Below are 18128 nucleotides of genomic sequence, written 5' to 3'. Positions count from 1 at the left end.
AAAAAGCCCGGCGGCTCGCAAGAGCGCCGGGCTTTTTCGTGGCCCGAAGGCCAGCGTTGTTTACTTGCGGCGACGCGCCGGCGCCTGCTCCGGCGGCACGTAGGTCTGCGACGGTGCCGCACCGCCGTCCACGCCCAGGCGGCCGCCGCCACCCAGGCCCTGGCCGCGCACCGTCTGCGCCTTGTAGTTGCGCAGCGAACGGACCATCTGGTTGAAGGCGTCCATGAAGGCCGCGGCGATCACCTTGCCCTGCGCGGTGTTCGTGTAGCCGCCAAGGCCACCGGCGCCGCTGCGACCGGCCAGGCCACCGAAGGCGCCGAAGTCGGTCTTGGAGGCGCTGCCTTCGGCTGCTGCGACCTGCACGCCCGAGCGGTTGTCGATGAGCGTCAACAGCGCGCTGGCTTCCTTGGTCTGCATGCTGCCGCCGACGGCCGCGATGGCACGGCCACGGCCGCCGCCCACGAGGCCGCCGAGCGCGCCGCCGATGCCGCCGGCATCGCTGTTGCTGAACACGATCTCGGGCGACAGGCCATAGTCGGACGCCACCATCTGGCCGCGGCCGAAGTTGCTGCCACCGCGCATCTCGCCCGACTGCTGCAGCGCACGTTCACGCGTCATCGCGTTCATGCCAGCGGCGCCGCGCTCGACCACCACGAAGCAGTTCGACTGCTGCACCAGCAAACGCAACAGATTTGCAGTAGGCGGCAGACGGTACTCGCCCGTGAGGATCGTGTACCAGCCGGCGTTGACGTTCTCGACCAGCGACACGGTCCCGAGCGGCGATTCGCAGCGCTCGAGCTGGCTGCTCTCGCCCGAGGTGGCACCGCCCGCAGCGCTGCCCGTGGCCATGGTCTTGGCCGATTGGCTGCCCATCTGCATGTCGGTGGTGGCGCAGCCCGTGAGCAGCAATGCGCCGACGGCGACTGCGGCGAGCGGGAACTTGGTGGCGAAGAACGGCATGGTGGACTCCCTCGTTTCGATGGTGGTGGTCTTGCAGGGCTGAAAGAAAAACCGCGATCGAGGATACGCGCAAAGGATTGCAGGAATCAATCAAACGAACGCTGGGGTCCGTCTTCGCAACACAGGTCGAACTAGGCCGTTCGGCGGATGCGCTCGATGAGTCCGTTGAGTGCTTCGATGGAGCCGAAGTGGATCGCCAGCTCGCCGCTTTCGCCGCGCTTCGTGCGCTTCTTGATGCGCACCTCGACCTCGGCCGTGAGCAGGTCGGCCAGCTCTTCTTCCACGCGCTGCAGGTCGCGCGACTTCTCGCCGGCATTGCCACGCCGCGAGGGCGTGAGTGTGAACTCGGCCGCGAGCTTCTTCACCAGCGCCTCGGCCTCGCGCACCGACATCTTCTTGGCGGCGATCTGGTTGGCGGCGGTGATCTGCGTGCCGCGGTCGAGCGACAGCAGCGCGCGCGCGTGGCCCATGTCGATGTCGCCGGCCATCAGCATCAGCTGGGCGGGCTCGGCCAGGTTCAGCAGGCGCAGCAGGTTGCTGGCGGCACTGCGCGAACGGCCGACGGCCTGGGCCGCCATTTCGTGAGTGAGCCCAAACTCGGTCACCAGGCGTTGCAGGCCTTGGGCTTCTTCCAGCGGGTTGAGGTCTTCGCGCTGGATGTTCTCGATGAGCGACATGGCCGCCGCGGCCTCGTTGGGCACGTCGCGCACCAGCACCGGCACGGTGTCCAGGCCGGCGAGCCGGGCGGCACGGAAGCGCCGCTCGCCCGCGATGATTTCGTACTCGGCGTTCTTGGCCGCGGCCGACTCGGCGTCGAGCCGGCGCACCAGGATCGGCTGCATGATGCCCTGCACCTTGATGCTCTCGGCCAGCTCGTACAGCGCGCCCTCGTCCATGCGGGTGCGCGGCTGGTAGACGCCGGCCACCATCTGGTCGAGCTTCAGGGTGTTGGGGTTCTGCGGGGCGCCGCCCTCTTCCGTGGCGCGGTCGCCGCCATTGCCGAGTGGGTCGGCGGAGGGTGCGGCCGTCGGGCCGAGCAGCGCTTCGAGGCCGCGGCCCAGGCCCTTGGGTTTCTTGGTCGCCATCAGTGCGTGTCTTTCGAGAGGTCGTTCAGGAGTTGCCGGCCTTCGGGCCAGTCGCCCAGGCCGGATTCGGCGTTCAGGTGGCCGCCGGTGCCGGCATCGATGAAGCGTGCGCCCCAATCGCTGGCCAGCTGCTTCGAGCGCGAGGCTTCGCAGTACGGGTCGTCGTTGGCGGCGATGAGCACGGCCGGAAACGGCAGCGGCCGGCGCACGATGGGCGCCCAGCCGGGAATCAGTTGGCGCAGGTCGTCGCGCTCCAGGTCGCCGGGGGCCACCAGCAGCGCGCCGCGCACTTTGTGCGTGTTACGCGAATGTGCGGCCCAGGCGGCGGTAAGGATGCAGCCGAGGCTGTGAGCGGCCAGCACCACTTGGCCCGGCGCGGCCAGCACTTCCTCTTCGAGGCGGATCGACCAGTCGCCGCGCAGCGGGCGCATCCACTCGTGCTGGTCGATGCGGTGGTCGCCGTAGACCGACTCCCAGAGGGTCTGCCAATGGCCAGGGCCGCTGTTCTGCCATCCGGGCAGCAGCAGGATGCGGGGTTCACTCATGGCTGGTTGCTACGAACTTGATAGCGCCTGCCGCCCATTGGGCGAGCATCAGACGGGGTTTTGATCGGTATCGGCGACGGAAGCAGAAGGCGCAGCGGCCAGCACATCGTCGGGAATCGGCAGGTCGGGCACCACGCGCGGCGGGGGCGTGACCGGCGGCGCCACCGCGCCCGACGCAAAGGCGCTCGCGGGCGGCATCTTGGCGACCAGCTCTTCCGCGAAGGCGATGAAGGCCTGGCTGCCGCGGGCGGACGGGTCGAACACCACGCCCGGCAGGCCGTAGCTCGGCGCTTCGGCCAGGCGCACATTGCGCGGGATCACGGTGTCGAACACCTTGTCGCCGAAGTGGGACTTGAGCTGCTCGCTCACCTGCTGCTGCAACGTGATGCGCGGATCGAACATCACGCGCAGCAGGCCGATGATCTGCAGGTTCTTGTTGAGGTTGGCGTGCACCTGCTTGATGGTGTTGACCAGGTCCGTGAGCCCTTCGAGCGCGAAGTACTCGCACTGCATCGGCACGATCACGCCGTGGGCCGCGCACAGGCCGTTGAGCGTCAGCAGGCTCAGGCTCGGCGGGCAGTCGATCAGCACGAAGTCGTACTCGGCACCGACCGCGGCCAGCGCGGTGCGCAGGCGTTTTTCGCGGCGGTCGAGCGCCACCATTTCGACTTCGGCGCCGGCCAGCTCACGGTTGGCACCCAGCACGTCGTAGCTGGCTTCCGCCTCGACGAGCTTGTCGGACTTCACCCGCGCCTCGGCCACCGAGGCCGACTCGAGCAGCACGTCGTACACCGTGAGCTCCAGCTGGCGCTTGTCGATGCCCGAACCCATGGTCGCGTTGCCCTGGGGATCGAGGTCGATCATCAGCACCCGCTGGCCCACCTTGGCCAGGCCGGCGGCGAGATTGACAGTGGTGGTGGTCTTGCCGACGCCGCCCTTCTGGTTGGCGATGCAGAAAATCTTGGCCATGTGTCGTCAGTGCGGGTCGTCGGGGTCGGTCAGCGCGAGATCGCGAGCTTGATGCCGAAGGCAATCAGGAAGGTGCCGGCCAGCTTTTCGAGCGTGGCCGAGATGCGGGGATTGGCGCGGATGCGCTCGGCCAGGAAGTGCGTGAGCAGCGTCGAGGTCAGGCCGTACAGGAAGGTCAGCACGGCGATGGTCACGGCCATGGCACCGAAAGTGATGACGCCCTGGTGGCGCGCCGGGTCGACGAACAGCGGGAAGAAGGCCATGTAGAACACGATCGCCTTGGGGTTCAGCAAGGTGATCATCAAGGTCTGGCGCAGGAAGTGGCTCGGGCGGATGTTCAAGATCGGTGCCGCACCGGGCTTGGCCAGGAGCATCTTGAAGCCGAGCCACGCCAGATAGGCGGCGCCCAGCCACTGCACCGCCTTGAAGGCCGCCGGGTAAGCAGCCAGCACGGCCGACACGCCCGCCACCGCCGCCCACATCAGCACCTGGTCTCCCAGGATCACGCCGAAGGTCGCTGCCAGGCCGCCACGAATGCCGCCTTTGCTGGTCGAGGTGATCAGCGCCAGATTGCCCGGACCGGGAATCAGAAGGAACAGGACGATGGCGGCGACGAATGCGCCGTAGTCAGCGATGCCGAACATGGGATTTGCCTCGAAAAAGAGAGCCAGGGGGAGGCTTCGAGTCTAAGGCAGGCCAGCGCCGGGAAGATTGCTCCGGCACCAGCTTTTGCCGGCGCCGTCGCATCTTTTACGAAATCAGGCGGCCTCTTTGCGCGCCCAGACGATGCAGCGCTCGGCGTCCAGGCCCGGCACCGTCAGTTGTTCCACGTGAAACACTGCGACGCCGGCCGGCAAGGCGGCCAGTTCGTCGGTCGGCACCTTGCCCTTCATGGCCAGCCAGACGCCGCCCGGTGCCAGCAGATGCACCGAGCCGTTGAAGAAATCGGGCAGCGACGCGAAGGCGCGCGAGCTGATCACCTCGTAGCTGCCGGCCAGCGATTCGACTCGCGCGTGCAGGCCGCGCAGGTTCGGCAGCTCCAGTTCGGCCGCCACCTGTTGGACGAAGGCCGCCTTCTTGGCGACGGCATCGAGGCAGCTGACCTCGATGTCGGGCCGCATGATGGCGATCACCACGCCCGGCAGACCGCCGCCGGAGCCGACGTCGAGCAGCCTGCCCTCCCCTGCCCACTCGCGCTGCAGCGGTGCGACGGCCGCGAGGCTGTCGAGCAGGTGGTGCGTCATGACGCCGGCCGGGTCGCGCACGGCCGTCAGGTTGTAGACCTTGTTCCACTTGAGCATCAGCGTGCCGTAGGCCAGCAGCTGTTCGCCCTGCGTGTCGGACAGGGCCACGCCCAGGGCGGCTGCGCCTGCGCGCAGCGTGTCGAGGGGCGTTGCGCTCATGGTGCGGTGTGCGGCTCGGTGGCAGCAGCTTCAGCGGTTGTTGTGGTGTCGGCGGCATCGCGGGCGAAGGCCTTGTGCCCGCCCTTGCGCAGGTGAATCATCAGCAGCGAGATCGCGGCGGGCGTCACACCCGAGATGCGCGATGCCAGCCCAAGCGTTTCGGGCCGGTGCTTGTCCAGCTTCTGGCGCACCTCGAAGCTCAGGGCCTTGACCTGGCCGTAGTCGAAATCGGCCGGCAGCTTCAGGTTCTCGAAGTGGGCGGCGCGCTCCACTTCGTCGTGCTGACGCTCGATGTAGCCGGAGTACTTGGCCGAGATCTCGATCTGCTCGATCTCGGATTCGCCCAAGGCCGTGCTGGCGGCGTACTTGCCGCCGTCCAGCGACATCAGGGTTTCGTAGTTCACGTCGGGCCGGCGTAGCAGGTCGGCCAGGTTGTATTCGTGCTCGATGGCCTTGCCCAGCACCCGGGCCGACTCGGCCGCCGGCAGGTTGCGCGGGTTCACCCAGATCGACTTGAGCCGCTCTGTTTCACGTGAAACAGCGTCGCGCTTGCGGCTGAAAGCGTCCCAGCGCGCGTCGTCCACGAGGCCCAGCTTGCGCCCTGCTTCGGTCAGGCGCATGTCGGCGTTGTCCTCGCGCAGCTGCAGCCGGAACTCGGCGCGGCTGGTGAACATGCGGTACGGCTCGGTCACGCCCTTGGTGATCAGGTCGTCGACCAGCACGCCGAGGTAGGCCTCGTCGCGGCGCGGCAGCCAGGCGTCTTCGCCCCGGCACTGCAGTGCGGCATTGATGCCGGCGAACAGGCCCTGGGCCGCCGCCTCTTCGTAGCCGGTGGTGCCGTTGATCTGTCCGGCAAAGAACAGGCCGCGGATCGCGCGGGTTTCGAAGCTGCTCTTGAGCTCGCGCGGATCGAAGTAGTCGTACTCGATGGCGTAGCCCGGGCGCAGGATGTGGGCGTTTTCCAGGCCCGGCATCGAACGCACCAGCTGGTACTGGATGTCGAACGGCAGGCTGGTCGAGATCCCGTTCGGGTAGTACTCGTTGGTCGTCAGGCCTTCGGGCTCGAGGAAGATCTGGTGGCTGTCCTTGTCGGCGAAGCGGTTGATCTTGTCTTCGACGCTCGGGCAGTAGCGCGGACCGACGCCGTCGATCTTGCCGGTGAACATCGGGCTGCGGTCGAAGCCCGAGCGGATGATGTCGTGCGTGCGCTGGTTGGTGTGCGTCACCCAGCACGGCATCTGCTGCGGGTGCATCTCGACCTTGCCCATGAAGCTGAACACGGGCATCGGCCCTGCCCCACCGGGCATGCCGTCGCCGGGTTGTTCGGTGCACTTCGAGAAGTCGATGCTGCGGCCGTCCAGGCGCGGCGGCGTGCCGGTCTTCAGGCGGCCCTGCGGCAGCTTGAGTTCCTTCAGGCGCGCCGACAGGCTGATGGCCGGCGGGTCGCCCGCGCGGCCGGCCTGGTAGTTGTCGAGGCCGACGTGGATGCGGCCGTCGAGGAACGTGCCCGCGGTCAGCACCACGGTGCGCGCGCGGAAAGAAATGCCCACCTGCGTAACGGCACCGACGACGCGGTCACCTTCGATCATCAGGTCGTCGACGGCTTGCTGGAACAGGCTCAGGTTCGGCTGGTTCTCCAGGCGGTGGCGGATCGCGGCCTTGTACAGCACGCGGTCGGCCTGCGCACGCGTGGCGCGCACGGCCGGGCCCTTGCTCGAATTGAGGATGCGGAACTGGATGCCCGCCTCGTCCGTGGCAATGGCCATGGCGCCGCCGAGCGCGTCGACCTCCTTCACGAGGTGGCCCTTGCCGATGCCGCCGATCGACGGGTTGCAGCTCATCTGCCCCAGCGTCTCGATGTTGTGGGAGAGCAGCAGCGTCTTGGCGCCCATGCGTGCGGAAGCGAGCGCGGCTTCGGTGCCGGCATGGCCACCGCCGACGACGATCACATCGAATTCTTCGGGGTACAGCATTGGAAAAGGGAGCGCACCACAGGACGCGTGCGCGGCGCAAAAAAGGGCACTAATTTTAAGCGGCGATGCCCTGTCGTGCCCCCGGTGTGGACAAGCTAGGGGGCCACGCCAAAAATGGCCAGAACCCCTGTCGTCATTGTGGAGTTTGCTATGTATTTAATAGCATCCAACCCCCATCAGGCGGGCGCTTGCGCAGGCTCCGGCACCGGATCGGGTTTTTCGATGCCGCGCAACTCGCCGCTGGGCGCCGGCGTGCGCGGCGGCACCGCGCGCTCGTCCTGCAGCTCCTGCACCGTGAGCTTCTTGTCGGCCATGCGCACGGCGCCAAAAATCGTGGAGAAGGCCACGTCCTTCGCGTCGCGCCCCGTGCCCACGCGCACCAGCCGGTCGACAGGCGCCATGCGCGTCGGGTCGAACAGCACCCACTGTCCGCCGAGCCAGGCTTCGAACACGGCATGGAAATCCTGCGGCGGCTCGTCGAACCACACGTAGCCCACCACCAGCCGCGCCGGGATGTTGAGCGCGCGGCAGAAGGTGATGCCCAGGTGCGCGAAGTCGCGGCACACGCCGGCGCGCTGCACGAACACTTCGCGCGCCGTGGTGGTCGAGTCGCTGCTGCCCGGCACGTAGACGATGCTGTCGTGGATCCAGTCGGCAATCGCCTGCACGCGGCCGATGCCCGGCGGCAGGTCGCCGAAGAGCTGCTGGGCGCAGCGCGCCAGCAGGTCGGACTCGCAGTAGCGCGTGGGCAGCAGGTCGCCCAGCACCGCGTCGGGCAGCTGGCTCACCGGCACCTCGGGCAAGGTGGTCGGCACATGCACCACCGGACGCCGCACCGTCGCGCGGTAGGCGATGGTCAGCGGGCCGGGCGCCGCGTCGAAACGCACGAAGCGATTGCCGCTGTCGGCCTCGCAGCCCACCCGCAGCCGCGCGGGCGGTTCGATGGTGAGCGTTTCGGCCAGCACCGCCTGCGCGCCCGTGCGCGCGGCCTCGATGTTCAGCCGCAGGTGCGCCGGCGCGTCGACCTCGTACGCCAGGCGCAGGTCGATGTGCGACAGGTGCATGGCATGCGGCAAGGCGGTCAATCGAGCGCCTTCTTCACCGTGCCGACCCCGAGTGCGGCCAGCACCACGAACAGCACCGCCAGCACGAGGAACAGGCCGAACAGCAGCTTGGCGATGCCTGCCGCACCGGCCGCCACACCGCCGAAGCCCAGCAGACCCGCTACGAGCGAGATGACCGCAAAAATGATCGCGTACTTGAGCATGGTGAACCACTCCTTGGTTGCTTTGCAGCGGGCATGCGCCGCCGTGTCCGGACTGTAGGAAGCCCCGACCAGCCACCCGATAGTCGGTGCGCGCAAGCCGCCGTAGGACAAAAACGCGATGCGGCCAAACCCGCTAGCATCCCCTGCGGTCACACAGATCTTTTCCTTCTATCCATTGGAGTGTTTTCGAATGAAGCTGTACTACTCGCCCGGCGCCTGCTCGCTCTCCCCCCACATCGCGCTGCACGAAGCGGGCATCGCCTTCGAGCCCGTGCTGGCCAGCACCAAGAGCCACAAGCTGCAGGACGGCACCGACTACTACGGCATCAACCCGCTGGGCTACGTGCCGATGCTCGAGCTCGACGACGGCACCCGCCTGCGCGAAGGCCCGGCCATCGTCCAGTACATTGCCGACCTCGCCCCCACCAAGAACCTCGCGCCCGCCAACGGCACGATGCCGCGCTACCGCCTGCAGGAATGGCTGACCTTCATCGGCACCGAGATGCACAAGGGCTTCAGCCCGCTGTTCAACCCGGCCATGCCCGAGGAAGCCAAGACCATCTCCAAGGACAAGCTCAAGGCCCGCTTCGAATGGCTCGACAGCGAACTCGCCAACAAGCAGTACCTGATGGGCGAGCATTTCAGCGTGGCCGACGGCTACCTGTTCACCGTGACCAACTGGTCCAAGCCCACCGGTCTGGACATCTCGGGCTTCCCCAACGTGCTGGCCTGGCACGCCCGCGTGGCCGCCCGCCCCGCCGTCCAGGAAGCGATGAAGGCCGAAGGCCTGCTGAAGTAAGCCGAAGCCCACCGATCCGGGGGAAAACCCGGATCGATTCAGCCAGAAGCCGCCTTGCGCGGCTTTTCTTTCGCCTCATAAACTCTATAAATAGAACTTTAGAGATTGAGGCCGATGTCTTCTCCTTCCTCCCCCCAGGACGAACCCTGTGCACGCGGCCCGCTCACCGGCGTGCGCGTCGTCGACGTCACCACCATCTTCATGGGCCCTTCGGCCACGCAGATGCTCGGCGACCTCGGCGCCGACGTGATCAAGGTCGAAGCGCCCGAGGGCGACGTGGTGCGCGGCATCGGCGCCCAGGGCCAGCAGAAGATGGGCCCGCTGTTCCTGGGCATGAACCGCAACAAGCGCAGCATCGCGCTCGACCTGAAGTCGCCCGAAGGCCGCGCCGCGCTGCTCGACCTCGTGCGCGACGCCGACGTGCTCACCTACAACGTGCGCCCGCAGGCCATGGAGCGCCTGGGCCTGGGCTACGACGCGCTGGCCGCCCTCAACCCGCGCCTGCTCTACGTCGGCATGTTCGGCTTCTCGCAGCGCGGACGCCATGCCGCGAGCGCCGCCTTCGACGACCTCATCCAGGCCGCCTGCGCCCTGCCCCAGGCCATGGCCATGGGCAGCCCCGACGGCACGCCGCGCTACCTGCCCATCACCATCGCCGACCGCAGCGTGGGCCTGTACGCCTTCGGCGTGATCAGCGCCGCGCTCTACGGCCGCGAGCGCACCGGCCGCGGCCAGCGCATCGACGTGCCGATGTTCGAGACCATGGTGCCGCAGGTGCTCGGCGACCACCTCTACAACCAGACCTTCGTGCCGCCGCAGGGCGACTTCGGCTACCCGCGCCTGCTCTCGCCCGAGCGCCGGCCCTACCCGACGCGCGACGGCCATGTCTGCTGCCTCATCTACACCGACCCGCAGTGGCGCGCCTTCCTCGCAGCCATCGGCCAGCCCGCGCTGTTCGACAGCGACCCGCGCTTTGCCGACATCCGCGCGCGCACACGACACATCGACGCGCTCTACGCGATGGTCGGCGAGGCGCTCGCCACGCGCACCACCGCCGAATGCCAGGCCCTGCTCGCGGGCACCGACATCCCGGTGTTCCCGATGCACACCTTCGACACGCTGCTCACCGACGCCCACCTGCAGGACATCGGCTTCTTCAGCGAGATGGACCACCCCGACGTCGGACGCATCCGCCAGATGGCCGTGCCCAGCGAATGGTCCGGCACGCCGCCCGGCCCCGCCACGCCGCCGCCGCGCCTGGGCCAGCACAGCCGCGAGGTGCTGCGCGAAGCGGGCTACGACGACGCGCGCATCGACACCCTCATTCACAACCGCGCCGTGCGCGCATCCTGATGACCACCACCACTTCTTCCTTCGTCGCCTGCGACATCGACGGCCACGTCGCCACCCTCGCGCTCGACCGGCCCGAACGCCGCAACGCCTTCGACCTCGAGATGCGCGCGCAGATGTTCGATGCGATCCGCCATGCCGTCGAAGACCCGCAGGTTCGCGCCATCGTCCTCACCGGACGCGGCGGCCACTTCTGCGCGGGCGGCGACGTCAAGGGCATGCGCGAGATCGAGCGCCTCGAAGCTGCCGCAGGCCGACTGCGCATGAAGGACGCACAGGCCGGCATGCGCCTGCTGATGCACAGCGACAAGCCCGTCATCGCGGCCGTCGAGGGCTGCGCCTACGGCGGCGGCTTCGGTCTTGCGCTCACGGCCGACATCGTGCTGGCCGCGCCCAGCGCGCGCTTCTGCATGTCGTTCATGAAGGTGGGCCTCGTGCCCGACTGCGGCGCGCTCTTCACGCTCGCACGCAGCGTGGGCCTGCACCGCGCCAAGGCGCTGATGCTGTCGGCGCGCGAGCTCGACGCACAGACCGCGATGGACTGGGGCATCGTCCATGAAGTCATCGCCGCCGATGCGCTGCTGCCGCACGCACAGGCCCTCGCCGCCGCGTTGGCGAACGGCCCCGCCACCGCCATTGCCCTCACCAAGCAGGGCCTGCAGCGCACCTTCGACAGCGACATGGACGCGATGTTCGAGTTCGAAGCCATGGCGCAAGGCCTGGCCTTCGCGACCGACGACCACCGCCAGGCCATCGACGATTTCACGCAGCGCCGGCCGGCGCGCTTCCAGTGGCCCGCCTCGCCTTCCTCTTCCTCCCCCTCCTCTTCCTCTTGAACCAAGGACCCACCGCATGACCGACCACGCCCCGTCCACCACCGAACTGCGCGAGGAAATGCGCGGCGCCGTGATGTGGCTCACCATCGACCGCGAAGCACGCCGCAACGCCATCAGTGCGGACGTGCTCGCGGGCCTGTCCGACGCGCTGGCGCGCGCCAACCGCAACACCGACGTGCGCGCCGTCGTCATCACCGGTGCGGGCACGCGCGCCTTCTGCGCGGGCGCCGACCTGCAAAGCGGCAGCGCGTTCAAGTTCGATTACTCGCAGCCCTACCAGGGCTTCGCCAACCTGTTCCGGCAGGCGAAGCAATCGACCGTGCCGCTCATCGCGCGCGTCAACGGCGCGTGCATGGCCGGCGGCATGGGGCTCATGGGCATGTGCGACATGGCCGTGGCCAGCAGCCAGGCCGTGTTCGGCCTGCCCGAGGTGAAGGTCGGCCTCTTTCCCGCGCAGGTGCTCAGCGTGCTCGGCGACCTGCTGCCGCGCCGCGTGCTGTCCGAGATGTGCATCACCGGCGAGCCCATCACCGCCGCCCAGGCGCTCGAACACGGCCTGGTCAACCGCGTGAGCGACGACGTCGACGAGAGCGTCGACTGGCTGCTCGGGCGCATGCTCGACAAGTCGCCCGCCGCCATCCGCCGCGGCCTGTACACCATGAAGAAGATCGAGGCCATGGCCTTCGAGGAATCGATGGCCTTCACCGAAAGCCAGATCGCCCTCTTCGCCCTCACCGAAGACGCCGCGGAGGGCCAGCTCGCCTTCCGCGAAAAACGCAAACCGCAATGGAGTGGCCGATGAACAGCAAGACCCACAGCGACAAGAACCGCGTCGTCCGCATCGGCGGCGCCTCCGGCTTCTGGGGCGACAGCAGCGTGGGCGCGCCGCAGCTCGTGGCCAGCGGACAGATTGACTACCTGGTGTTCGACTACCTGGCCGAACTCACCATGTCGATCCTTGCCGGCGCGCGGCTGAAGAAGCCCGAACTGGGCTACGCCACCGACTTCGTCTCGGTCGCCATGAAGGCCGTGCTCAAGGACGTGGTGGCGCAAGGCATCCGTGTCGTGAGCAATGCCGGCGGCGTCAACCCGCAAGGCTGCGCCGACGCACTGGCCGCGCTCGCCGCCGAGCAGGGCATCGCGCTGAAGATCGCGGTGGTGAGCGGCGACGACGTGTCGCCGCTGCTGCCAGAGCTGCGCGCATCGCAACCGCCCGTGCGCGAACTGCAGAGCGGCGCGGCCCTGCCCGAACGCGTGCTCACCGCGAACGCCTACCTCGGCGCCAGGCCCGTGCAGGCGGCGCTCGATGCGGGCGCGCAGGTGGTCATCACCGGCCGCTGCGTCGACTCGGCCGTCACGCTCGGCGTGCTGATGCACGAATTCAAATGGCAACCCGGCGACCACGACCTGCTGGCGGCCGGCAGCCTCGCGGGCCACATCATCGAATGCGGCTGCCAGGCCACCGGCGGCCTGCACACCGACTGGGACACCGTGCCCGACTGGCCCCACATCGGCTACCCCATCGTCGAGTGCAGCGCCGACGGCAGCTTCGCCGTCACCAAGCCGGCCGGCACCGGCGGCAAGCTCACGCCGGCGGTGGTCGGCGAGCAGATGCTCTACGAGATCGGCGACCCCGCAAGCTACCTGCTGCCCGACGTGGTGGCCGACTTCACGCAGGTGCGCATCGAACAGGCCGGCGAACATCGCGTGGCCGTGCACGGCGCGCGCGGGCGCGCACCGACCGCCACCTACAAGGTCTGCGCCACCTACGTCGAAGGCTTCAAGACCGCGGCGCAGCTCACCATCGTGGGCTTCGACGCGGTGGCCAAGGCGCGGCGCACCGGCGAGGCGATCCTCACGCGCACCGGCGAGCTGATCGCGACGGCCGGCTTCGGGCCCTACAGCGGCACGCAGCTCGAAGTGCTGGGCGCCGAGTCCTGCTACGGACCGCACGCCCAGGCCACGCACACGCGCGAAGCCATCCTGCGGCTCGCGGTGACGCACCCGCGCAAGGAGGCCCTGGAGCTGTTCGCACGCGAGGTCGCGCCGGCCGGCACCTCGTGGGCGCCGGGCACCACGGGCTCGGGCGGTGGCCGCGCGTCGGTCTCGCCGTCGATCCGGCAGTACGCGTTCCTGCTCGACAAGGCGCGCGTGCAGCCGCGCGTCGCGGTCGATGGCGCGCCGGTCGAGGTGCCGCCCACGCTGGCGGGCGATGGCGGCGCACGTGCGGCGGTCGCCTCCCCAGTCACTGAGGCCGACGTCGACACCGCCGACAGCATCGAGGTGCCGCTGATCCGCCTCGCGTGGGCCCGCAGCGGCGACAAGGGTGACACCTCCAACATCGGCATCATCGCGCGCCACCCCGCGCTGCTGCCGCTGCTGCGTGCGCAGCTCACTGAGGTCCGCGTGGCCGCGTGGCTCGCGCACCTGGTGAAGGGCCGCGTCACGCGCTACGACGTGCCCGGCATCGACGCCTTCAACTTCGTCTGCGAGCAGGCGCTCGGCGGCGGCGGCATGGCCTCGCTGCGCAACGACCCGCTGGGCAAGGGCATGGGACAGATCCTGCTCGCGATGCCGGTGCGCGCGAGCAGCGCCCTGCTGGCACTGCTGCCATGAACGCCGCGCGCATCCAGCGGCGCAAGCTCGTGCTCGGCAGCTGCGCCGCCGCAGTGCTCGGCGCGCCACTGCATGCGCCGGCGCAGCCGGCCTGGCCGTCGCGACCCATCCGCCTCATCGTCTCCTTCAGCACCGGCAGCGGCAACGACACCATCGCGCGCGAACTCGCGGTCGCGATGACGCAAAGCCTCGGCCAGAGCGTGGTGGTGGAAAACCGCGGCGGTGGCGGCGGCGTGATCGGCACCGAGGCCGTCGCCAAGGCCCCGCCCGACGGCTACACCATCGGCCTGGGCACCAGCTCGCAGCTGGTGATGAACGTGGGCCTGTACCGCTCGCTGCCCTTCGACGTCGAGAAAGACCTGCAGGCCATCGGCCTGGTCTCGCGCACGCCGCTGGTGCTCGTGGCCAGCGCGGACATGCCGGGCACGCTGAAGGACCTCATCGCGCTGGCGAAGGCCAGGCCGGGCCAGGTCAGCTACGGCTCCGGCGGCCCGGGCTCCATCAGCCACGTCGTCGGCGAAGCCTTCGCCAAGGCCGCCGGCGTGCAGCTGCTGCACGTGCCCTACAAGGGCAACGGCGCCGCGCTGGTCGACCTCTCGGGCGGCCACGTGAAGCTGCTGTTCGACGGGCTGATCTCCACCGCACCGCTGGCGAAGCAGGGCAAGCTGAAGATGCTCGCGATCTCGGGCGACAGGCGCAGCCCGATGGCGCCCGCGCTGCCGACCTTCGCCGAGCAGGGCCTGCGCGACTACGAGGCCTACACCTGGAACGAACTGATGGCGCCCGCCGGCACGCCGCCCGAGGTGCTCGCCAAACTCAATGCCGCACTCAACCAGGCGCTGGCGCTGCCGGCCGTGCAGGCGCGGCTCGCGCAGGGGGCCTCCGACCCGCTGGGGCCCACCACGCCCGCGCAGGCCGAGGCCTACGGGCGGGCCGAGCGCGCGCGATGGGTACCATTCATCCGCTCGCTGCGCATCGACAATCCCTGAGGCGCAGTGCCTCCACTGCCGCACAGCGCACCGCCCCGACATGAACCCTCTCGCCGCGTCCCCTCTTCCTTCGCCCCTGGGCGGCGAACACGGCGCGGGCGTCACGCAGTACCTGCAGCTGGCCAGCGTGCTGCGCCATCGCATCGCCCACGGCGAACTGCAGGCCGGCCAGCAGCTGCCCACCGTGGCGCAGCTCGCGGCCGACTACAAGCTCGCGCGCGTCACCGTGCGCCAGGCCTACGGCGTGCTCGCGCGCGAAGGCCTGCTCACCAGCCAGCGCGGCCGCGGCACCTTCGTCGCCGCCCAGCCCGCCGCCTGCGCCGACCCGCTGCTGCGCAACGCCATCAACGATCCGCGGGCGCGCAACATCCGCTTCGACATCCTCGAGCAGCGCCGCCAACAGCCGCTGCCCGAAGGGCTGGCACGCGGCAGCGCCACCTTCCCGGACTACGCCTTCATCCGCAAGATCCACGTGCACGACGACGAGCCCTTCTGCCTCGTCGAGATCCATGTGGCGTCGGAGATCCACGCGCTCTTCCCGCCCGACAGCGAGCAGCACCACAAGATCGCCCACCTGCTCGAGCAGCACGCCGCCGAGCGCATGCACAAGGTGCAGCAGACGCTCACCGTGGCGCCGGCCGACCTGCTGCTCGCGCAGTACCTGCACTGCTCCTTCGCCACCCCCATCGCGCACATGGAGCGGCGCGTGTTCGACACCCAGGGCCGCATCGCGCTCGCGGGACGCTTCTGGTACCGGGGCGACCGCTTCGTGTCCGACATCGAGATGCCCTTCGCCGTCTGGGCCAACGCCGGGGCGTCGCTGATCCCCGAGGCCCTGGCGCTGCCCTGAGCTGTTGTCGTCCCTAGCACCAATCGGGACAACCGTGCGACAGCAGGGTTGAGGCGGGCGGCTTAGCCTTGCGCCTGTTTCAACTCTGCCCCCTCAATCCACGATGTCCACCCTTTTCGACCCCGTCCAGGCCGGCGACCTGCAGCTCGCCAACCGCATCGTGATGGCGCCGCTCACGCGCAACCGCTCGCCCAACGCGATCCCGCCCGACATCGCCGCCACCTACTACGCCCAGCGCGCCAGCGCCGGCCTGCTCATCACCGAAGCCACCGCCATCAGCCACCAGGGCCAGGGCTACGCCGACGTGCCCGGCCTCTACGGCACCGAGCAGCTCGACGCCTGGAAGCGCGTGACCGACGCCGTGCACGCCGAGGGCGGCAAGATCGTCGTGCAGCTGTGGCACGTGGGCCGCGTCTCGCACACCGAACTGCAACCCGGTGGCGGCAAGCCCGTCGCGCCCTCGGCCATCACCGCCAAGACCAAGACCGTGCTCATCAAGGACGGCGTGCCCACCTTCGTCGAAACCTCGGAGCCGCGCGCGCTCGACGCGGCCGAACTGCCCGGCATCGTCCACGCCTATGCCGCGGCCGCACGCAACGCCGTCGAGACCGCGGGCTTCGACGGCGTGGAGCTGCACGGCGCCAACGGCTACCTGCTCGACCAGTTCCTCAAGGACGGCAGCAACAAGCGCACCGACGACTACGGCGGCTCCATCAAGAACCGCGCGCGCCTGCTGCTGGAGTCCACCCGCGCCGTGGTCGACGCGGTCGGCGGCGGCAAGACCGGCATCCGCCTGTCGCCCGTCACGCCCGCCAACGACGTGCACGACAGCGATCCGCAGCCGCTGTTCACCTACGTCGTGCAGCAGCTCGCGCCGCTGAACCTGGCCTACATCCACATCATCGAAGGCGCCACCGGCGGCCCGCGCGAAATCGCCGACCGCCCCTTCGACTACGAAGCCCTCAAGGCCGCCTACCGCGCCGCCGGCGGCAAGGCCGCCTGGATGGTCAACAACGGCTACGACCGCCCCCTGGCCGAAGAAGCCGTGAAGGAAGGCGACGACCTCGTGGCCTTCGGCAAGCCCTTCATCTCGAATCCCGACCTGGTGCGCCGCCTGCGCGAACACGCGCCGTTGAACGAGCTGGACAAGGCGACGATGTATGGGGGTGGGGTGAAGGGGTATACGGACTATCCGGCGTTGGGCTGAGTCGGCCCTTCGGCGCCAACTTCTTCGCGCTTGCTCCGCCCTTTTTCGCGGGCAGCGCGTGAGGTGACGATTGTTCGCAGTGTGCGCCGCGCAGTCCCTGCAGACTGCGCCGACCTCTCCTCCTTCTCTCAAGGAAGTCGTCGATGCCGCGCACGCTGTCTGTTTCTTCTGCTGCGATCCCTGTTGTTCTTGGTCAGGCTGCACTGGAGCCCGTGCGGCTGTCGGGGCATGAGGGGATCAACAGCCTCTTTGCCTACGAGCTGTTCCTCAAGACCCCCGATGCGCTGGGCTTGTCTGGTTTCTCTTCTGGCGCCGACTTCGACCTGGATGCCTTCATCGGCCGCGAGATCAGCTGCGAGATCGAACTCGATGGTTCTGCCCCTCGCCAGATCAACGCCCTGATCACCGACGCAGCCCTGTGGGGCGAAGAAGGGCGTCACGCCCAGTACAAGCTCACCCTGCGCCCCTGGCTGCACCTGGCTACCCTGCGCACCGACTGCAGGATCTTCCAGAACCTCAGCGTCGTGCAGATCCTGGACGAACTCCTGGGCGGCTACGCCTTCCCCGTGGACAAACGCCTGATCGAGCACTACCCCGTGCGCGACTACCAGACCCAGTTCAACGAGAGCGACTTCGCCTTCTTCTGTCGCCTGTGCCAGGAATGGGGCATCAGCTACCACTTCGAGCATTCGGACGGCAAGCACCGCCTGGTGCTCTCGGATGCCATGGGGGCCTATGCGGCTGGCGATCCGCTGTACGAGCAGGTGGAATACCACGCCCCCGGCTGGAAGATCGATGCCGAGTACATCCACAGCTTCGTGCCTGCCCATCAACTCACGAGTGGGAAGTACGCGACTCGGGACTACGACTACACGCGCCCCAGGGCGGATCTGAGTGTCTCCAGAAGTGATCCACGCCCCACGGGGCAGGCCGATGGCGAGGTCTACCAGTGGCATGCACCCGAAGCAGGAGGTAGCCACTACGCCCAGCCCAATGCGGGGGCTGATGCCGGCACCGATCCTCACAGCGAAGGTCGCTTGCTCTCCCTGCTGCGCATGCAGGCACTGCGCACCCAGGGCGCCAGAGCCCAGGCCAGCGGGAATCTGCGGGGCATGGTGCCCGGATGCACCTTCCAGTTGAAGAAGCACCCGAGGGAATCAGCCAATGCCGAGTACCTGATCCTGGACACCCGCTTCCTCATCGAGGACGTGGCCGAAGACAGCCAGAACCGCGAAGCCAGTCCTGACCGCAAGCAGCAATGGCGCGTGCAGGTGGACTT

The 18128-nt window shown here is 68.6% G+C and carries 18 protein-coding genes; 9 read left to right on the top strand and 9 right to left on the bottom strand.

The window, feature by feature from the left end; all coding sequences use genetic code 11:
• Positions 1–60: 60 nt before the first annotated feature.
• The 9 genes from AC07OH_RS29980 to AC07OH_RS29940 form a co-directional block, all read right to left on the bottom strand.
• Positions 61–960, bottom strand: a complete 900-nt coding sequence (locus AC07OH_RS29980; RefSeq protein ID WP_489062305.1) for a CsgG/HfaB family protein — start codon at positions 958–960, stop codon at positions 61–63.
• A 131-nt stretch (positions 961–1091) separates the two neighbouring features.
• Positions 1092–2045 carry a ParB/RepB/Spo0J family partition protein gene (locus AC07OH_RS29975; protein ID WP_062473760.1) on the bottom strand — a complete coding sequence of 318 codons (954 nt, stop codon included), beginning with the start codon at positions 2043–2045 and terminating at the stop codon, positions 1092–1094.
• Positions 2045–2590, bottom strand: a complete 546-nt coding sequence (locus AC07OH_RS29970; RefSeq protein WP_495303117.1) for an RBBP9/YdeN family alpha/beta hydrolase — start codon at positions 2588–2590, stop codon at positions 2045–2047. Before AC07OH_RS29970 ends, AC07OH_RS29975 begins: the two co-directional genes overlap by 1 nt.
• Before the next feature lie 48 nt (positions 2591–2638).
• Positions 2639–3559 carry a ParA family protein gene (locus AC07OH_RS29965; RefSeq protein WP_062473764.1) on the bottom strand — a complete coding sequence of 307 codons (921 nt, stop codon included), beginning with the start codon at positions 3557–3559 and terminating at the stop codon, positions 2639–2641.
• Between the two features lie 29 nt (positions 3560–3588).
• A complete protein-coding gene (locus AC07OH_RS29960; protein ID WP_495303116.1) occupies positions 3589–4203 on the bottom strand; it encodes a LysE family transporter in 615 nt (204 codons plus the stop codon).
• A 114-nt stretch (positions 4204–4317) separates the two neighbouring features.
• Complete coding sequence (gene rsmG / locus AC07OH_RS29955) at positions 4318–4962, bottom strand: 16S rRNA (guanine(527)-N(7))-methyltransferase RsmG (protein WP_495303115.1); 645 nt, start codon at positions 4960–4962, stop codon at positions 4318–4320.
• Positions 4959–6935, bottom strand: a complete 1977-nt coding sequence (mnmG, locus tag AC07OH_RS29950) for a tRNA uridine-5-carboxymethylaminomethyl(34) synthesis enzyme MnmG (protein WP_495303114.1) — start codon at positions 6933–6935, stop codon at positions 4959–4961. Before mnmG ends, rsmG begins: the two co-directional genes overlap by 4 nt.
• 176 nt (positions 6936–7111) lie before the next feature.
• Positions 7112–8020, bottom strand: a complete 909-nt coding sequence (locus AC07OH_RS29945) for a transglutaminase-like domain-containing protein (RefSeq protein WP_495303113.1) — start codon at positions 8018–8020, stop codon at positions 7112–7114.
• Entirely contained in the window at positions 8017–8202 is a 186-nt protein-coding gene (locus tag AC07OH_RS29940) for a DUF1328 family protein (protein ID WP_495303112.1), read from the bottom strand. The genes AC07OH_RS29945 and AC07OH_RS29940 overlap by 4 nt, the downstream gene beginning before the upstream one ends.
• A gap of 190 nt (positions 8203–8392) precedes the next feature.
• On the opposite strand from AC07OH_RS29940, the gene gstA reads away from it, so the two are divergent.
• From gstA to AC07OH_RS29895, 9 genes are all read left to right on the top strand, one after another.
• Positions 8393–9001 (top strand): glutathione transferase GstA, encoded by a 609-nt coding sequence (gene gstA / locus AC07OH_RS29935; protein WP_492683264.1) that lies wholly within the window; start codon positions 8393–8395, stop codon positions 8999–9001.
• Between the two features lie 114 nt (positions 9002–9115).
• The gene (locus AC07OH_RS29930; protein ID WP_495303111.1) at positions 9116–10354 is read left to right on the top strand and encodes a CaiB/BaiF CoA transferase family protein; all 1239 of its coding nucleotides are present in this window, start codon (positions 9116–9118) and stop codon (positions 10352–10354) included.
• On the top strand, positions 10354–11187 hold the full coding sequence (locus tag AC07OH_RS29925; protein ID WP_495303110.1) for an enoyl-CoA hydratase/isomerase family protein: 834 nt from the start codon (positions 10354–10356) through the stop codon (positions 11185–11187). Before AC07OH_RS29930 ends, AC07OH_RS29925 begins: the two co-directional genes overlap by 1 nt.
• A 16-nt stretch (positions 11188–11203) precedes the next feature.
• Positions 11204–11989, top strand: coding sequence for an enoyl-CoA hydratase/isomerase family protein (locus AC07OH_RS29920; RefSeq protein ID WP_495303109.1), 786 nt, complete (start codon positions 11204–11206; stop codon positions 11987–11989).
• On the top strand, positions 11986–13803 hold the full coding sequence (locus AC07OH_RS29915) for an acyclic terpene utilization AtuA family protein (protein ID WP_495303108.1): 1818 nt from the start codon (positions 11986–11988) through the stop codon (positions 13801–13803). The genes AC07OH_RS29920 and AC07OH_RS29915 overlap by 4 nt, the downstream gene beginning before the upstream one ends.
• Complete coding sequence (locus AC07OH_RS29910) at positions 13800–14792, top strand: Bug family tripartite tricarboxylate transporter substrate binding protein (RefSeq protein ID WP_495303107.1); 993 nt, start codon at positions 13800–13802, stop codon at positions 14790–14792. Before AC07OH_RS29915 ends, AC07OH_RS29910 begins: the two co-directional genes overlap by 4 nt.
• Positions 14793–14832: 40 nt before the next feature.
• Complete coding sequence (locus tag AC07OH_RS29905) at positions 14833–15642, top strand: GntR family transcriptional regulator (RefSeq protein ID WP_495303106.1); 810 nt, start codon at positions 14833–14835, stop codon at positions 15640–15642.
• A 103-nt stretch (positions 15643–15745) separates the two neighbouring features.
• Positions 15746–16849 carry an alkene reductase gene (locus AC07OH_RS29900; protein WP_307696841.1) on the top strand — a complete coding sequence of 368 codons (1104 nt, stop codon included), beginning with the start codon at positions 15746–15748 and terminating at the stop codon, positions 16847–16849.
• A 143-nt stretch (positions 16850–16992) separates the two neighbouring features.
• A partial coding sequence (locus AC07OH_RS29895) for a type VI secretion system Vgr family protein (RefSeq protein WP_495303105.1) occupies positions 16993–18128 on the top strand: 1136 nt, incomplete at its 3' end.

Source organism: Variovorax sp. GW821-FHT10C12 (assembly GCF_059415405.1).
The sequence above is the reverse complement of the archived record's forward strand: the minus strand, read 5'-3'. Positions and strand labels throughout refer to the sequence as shown.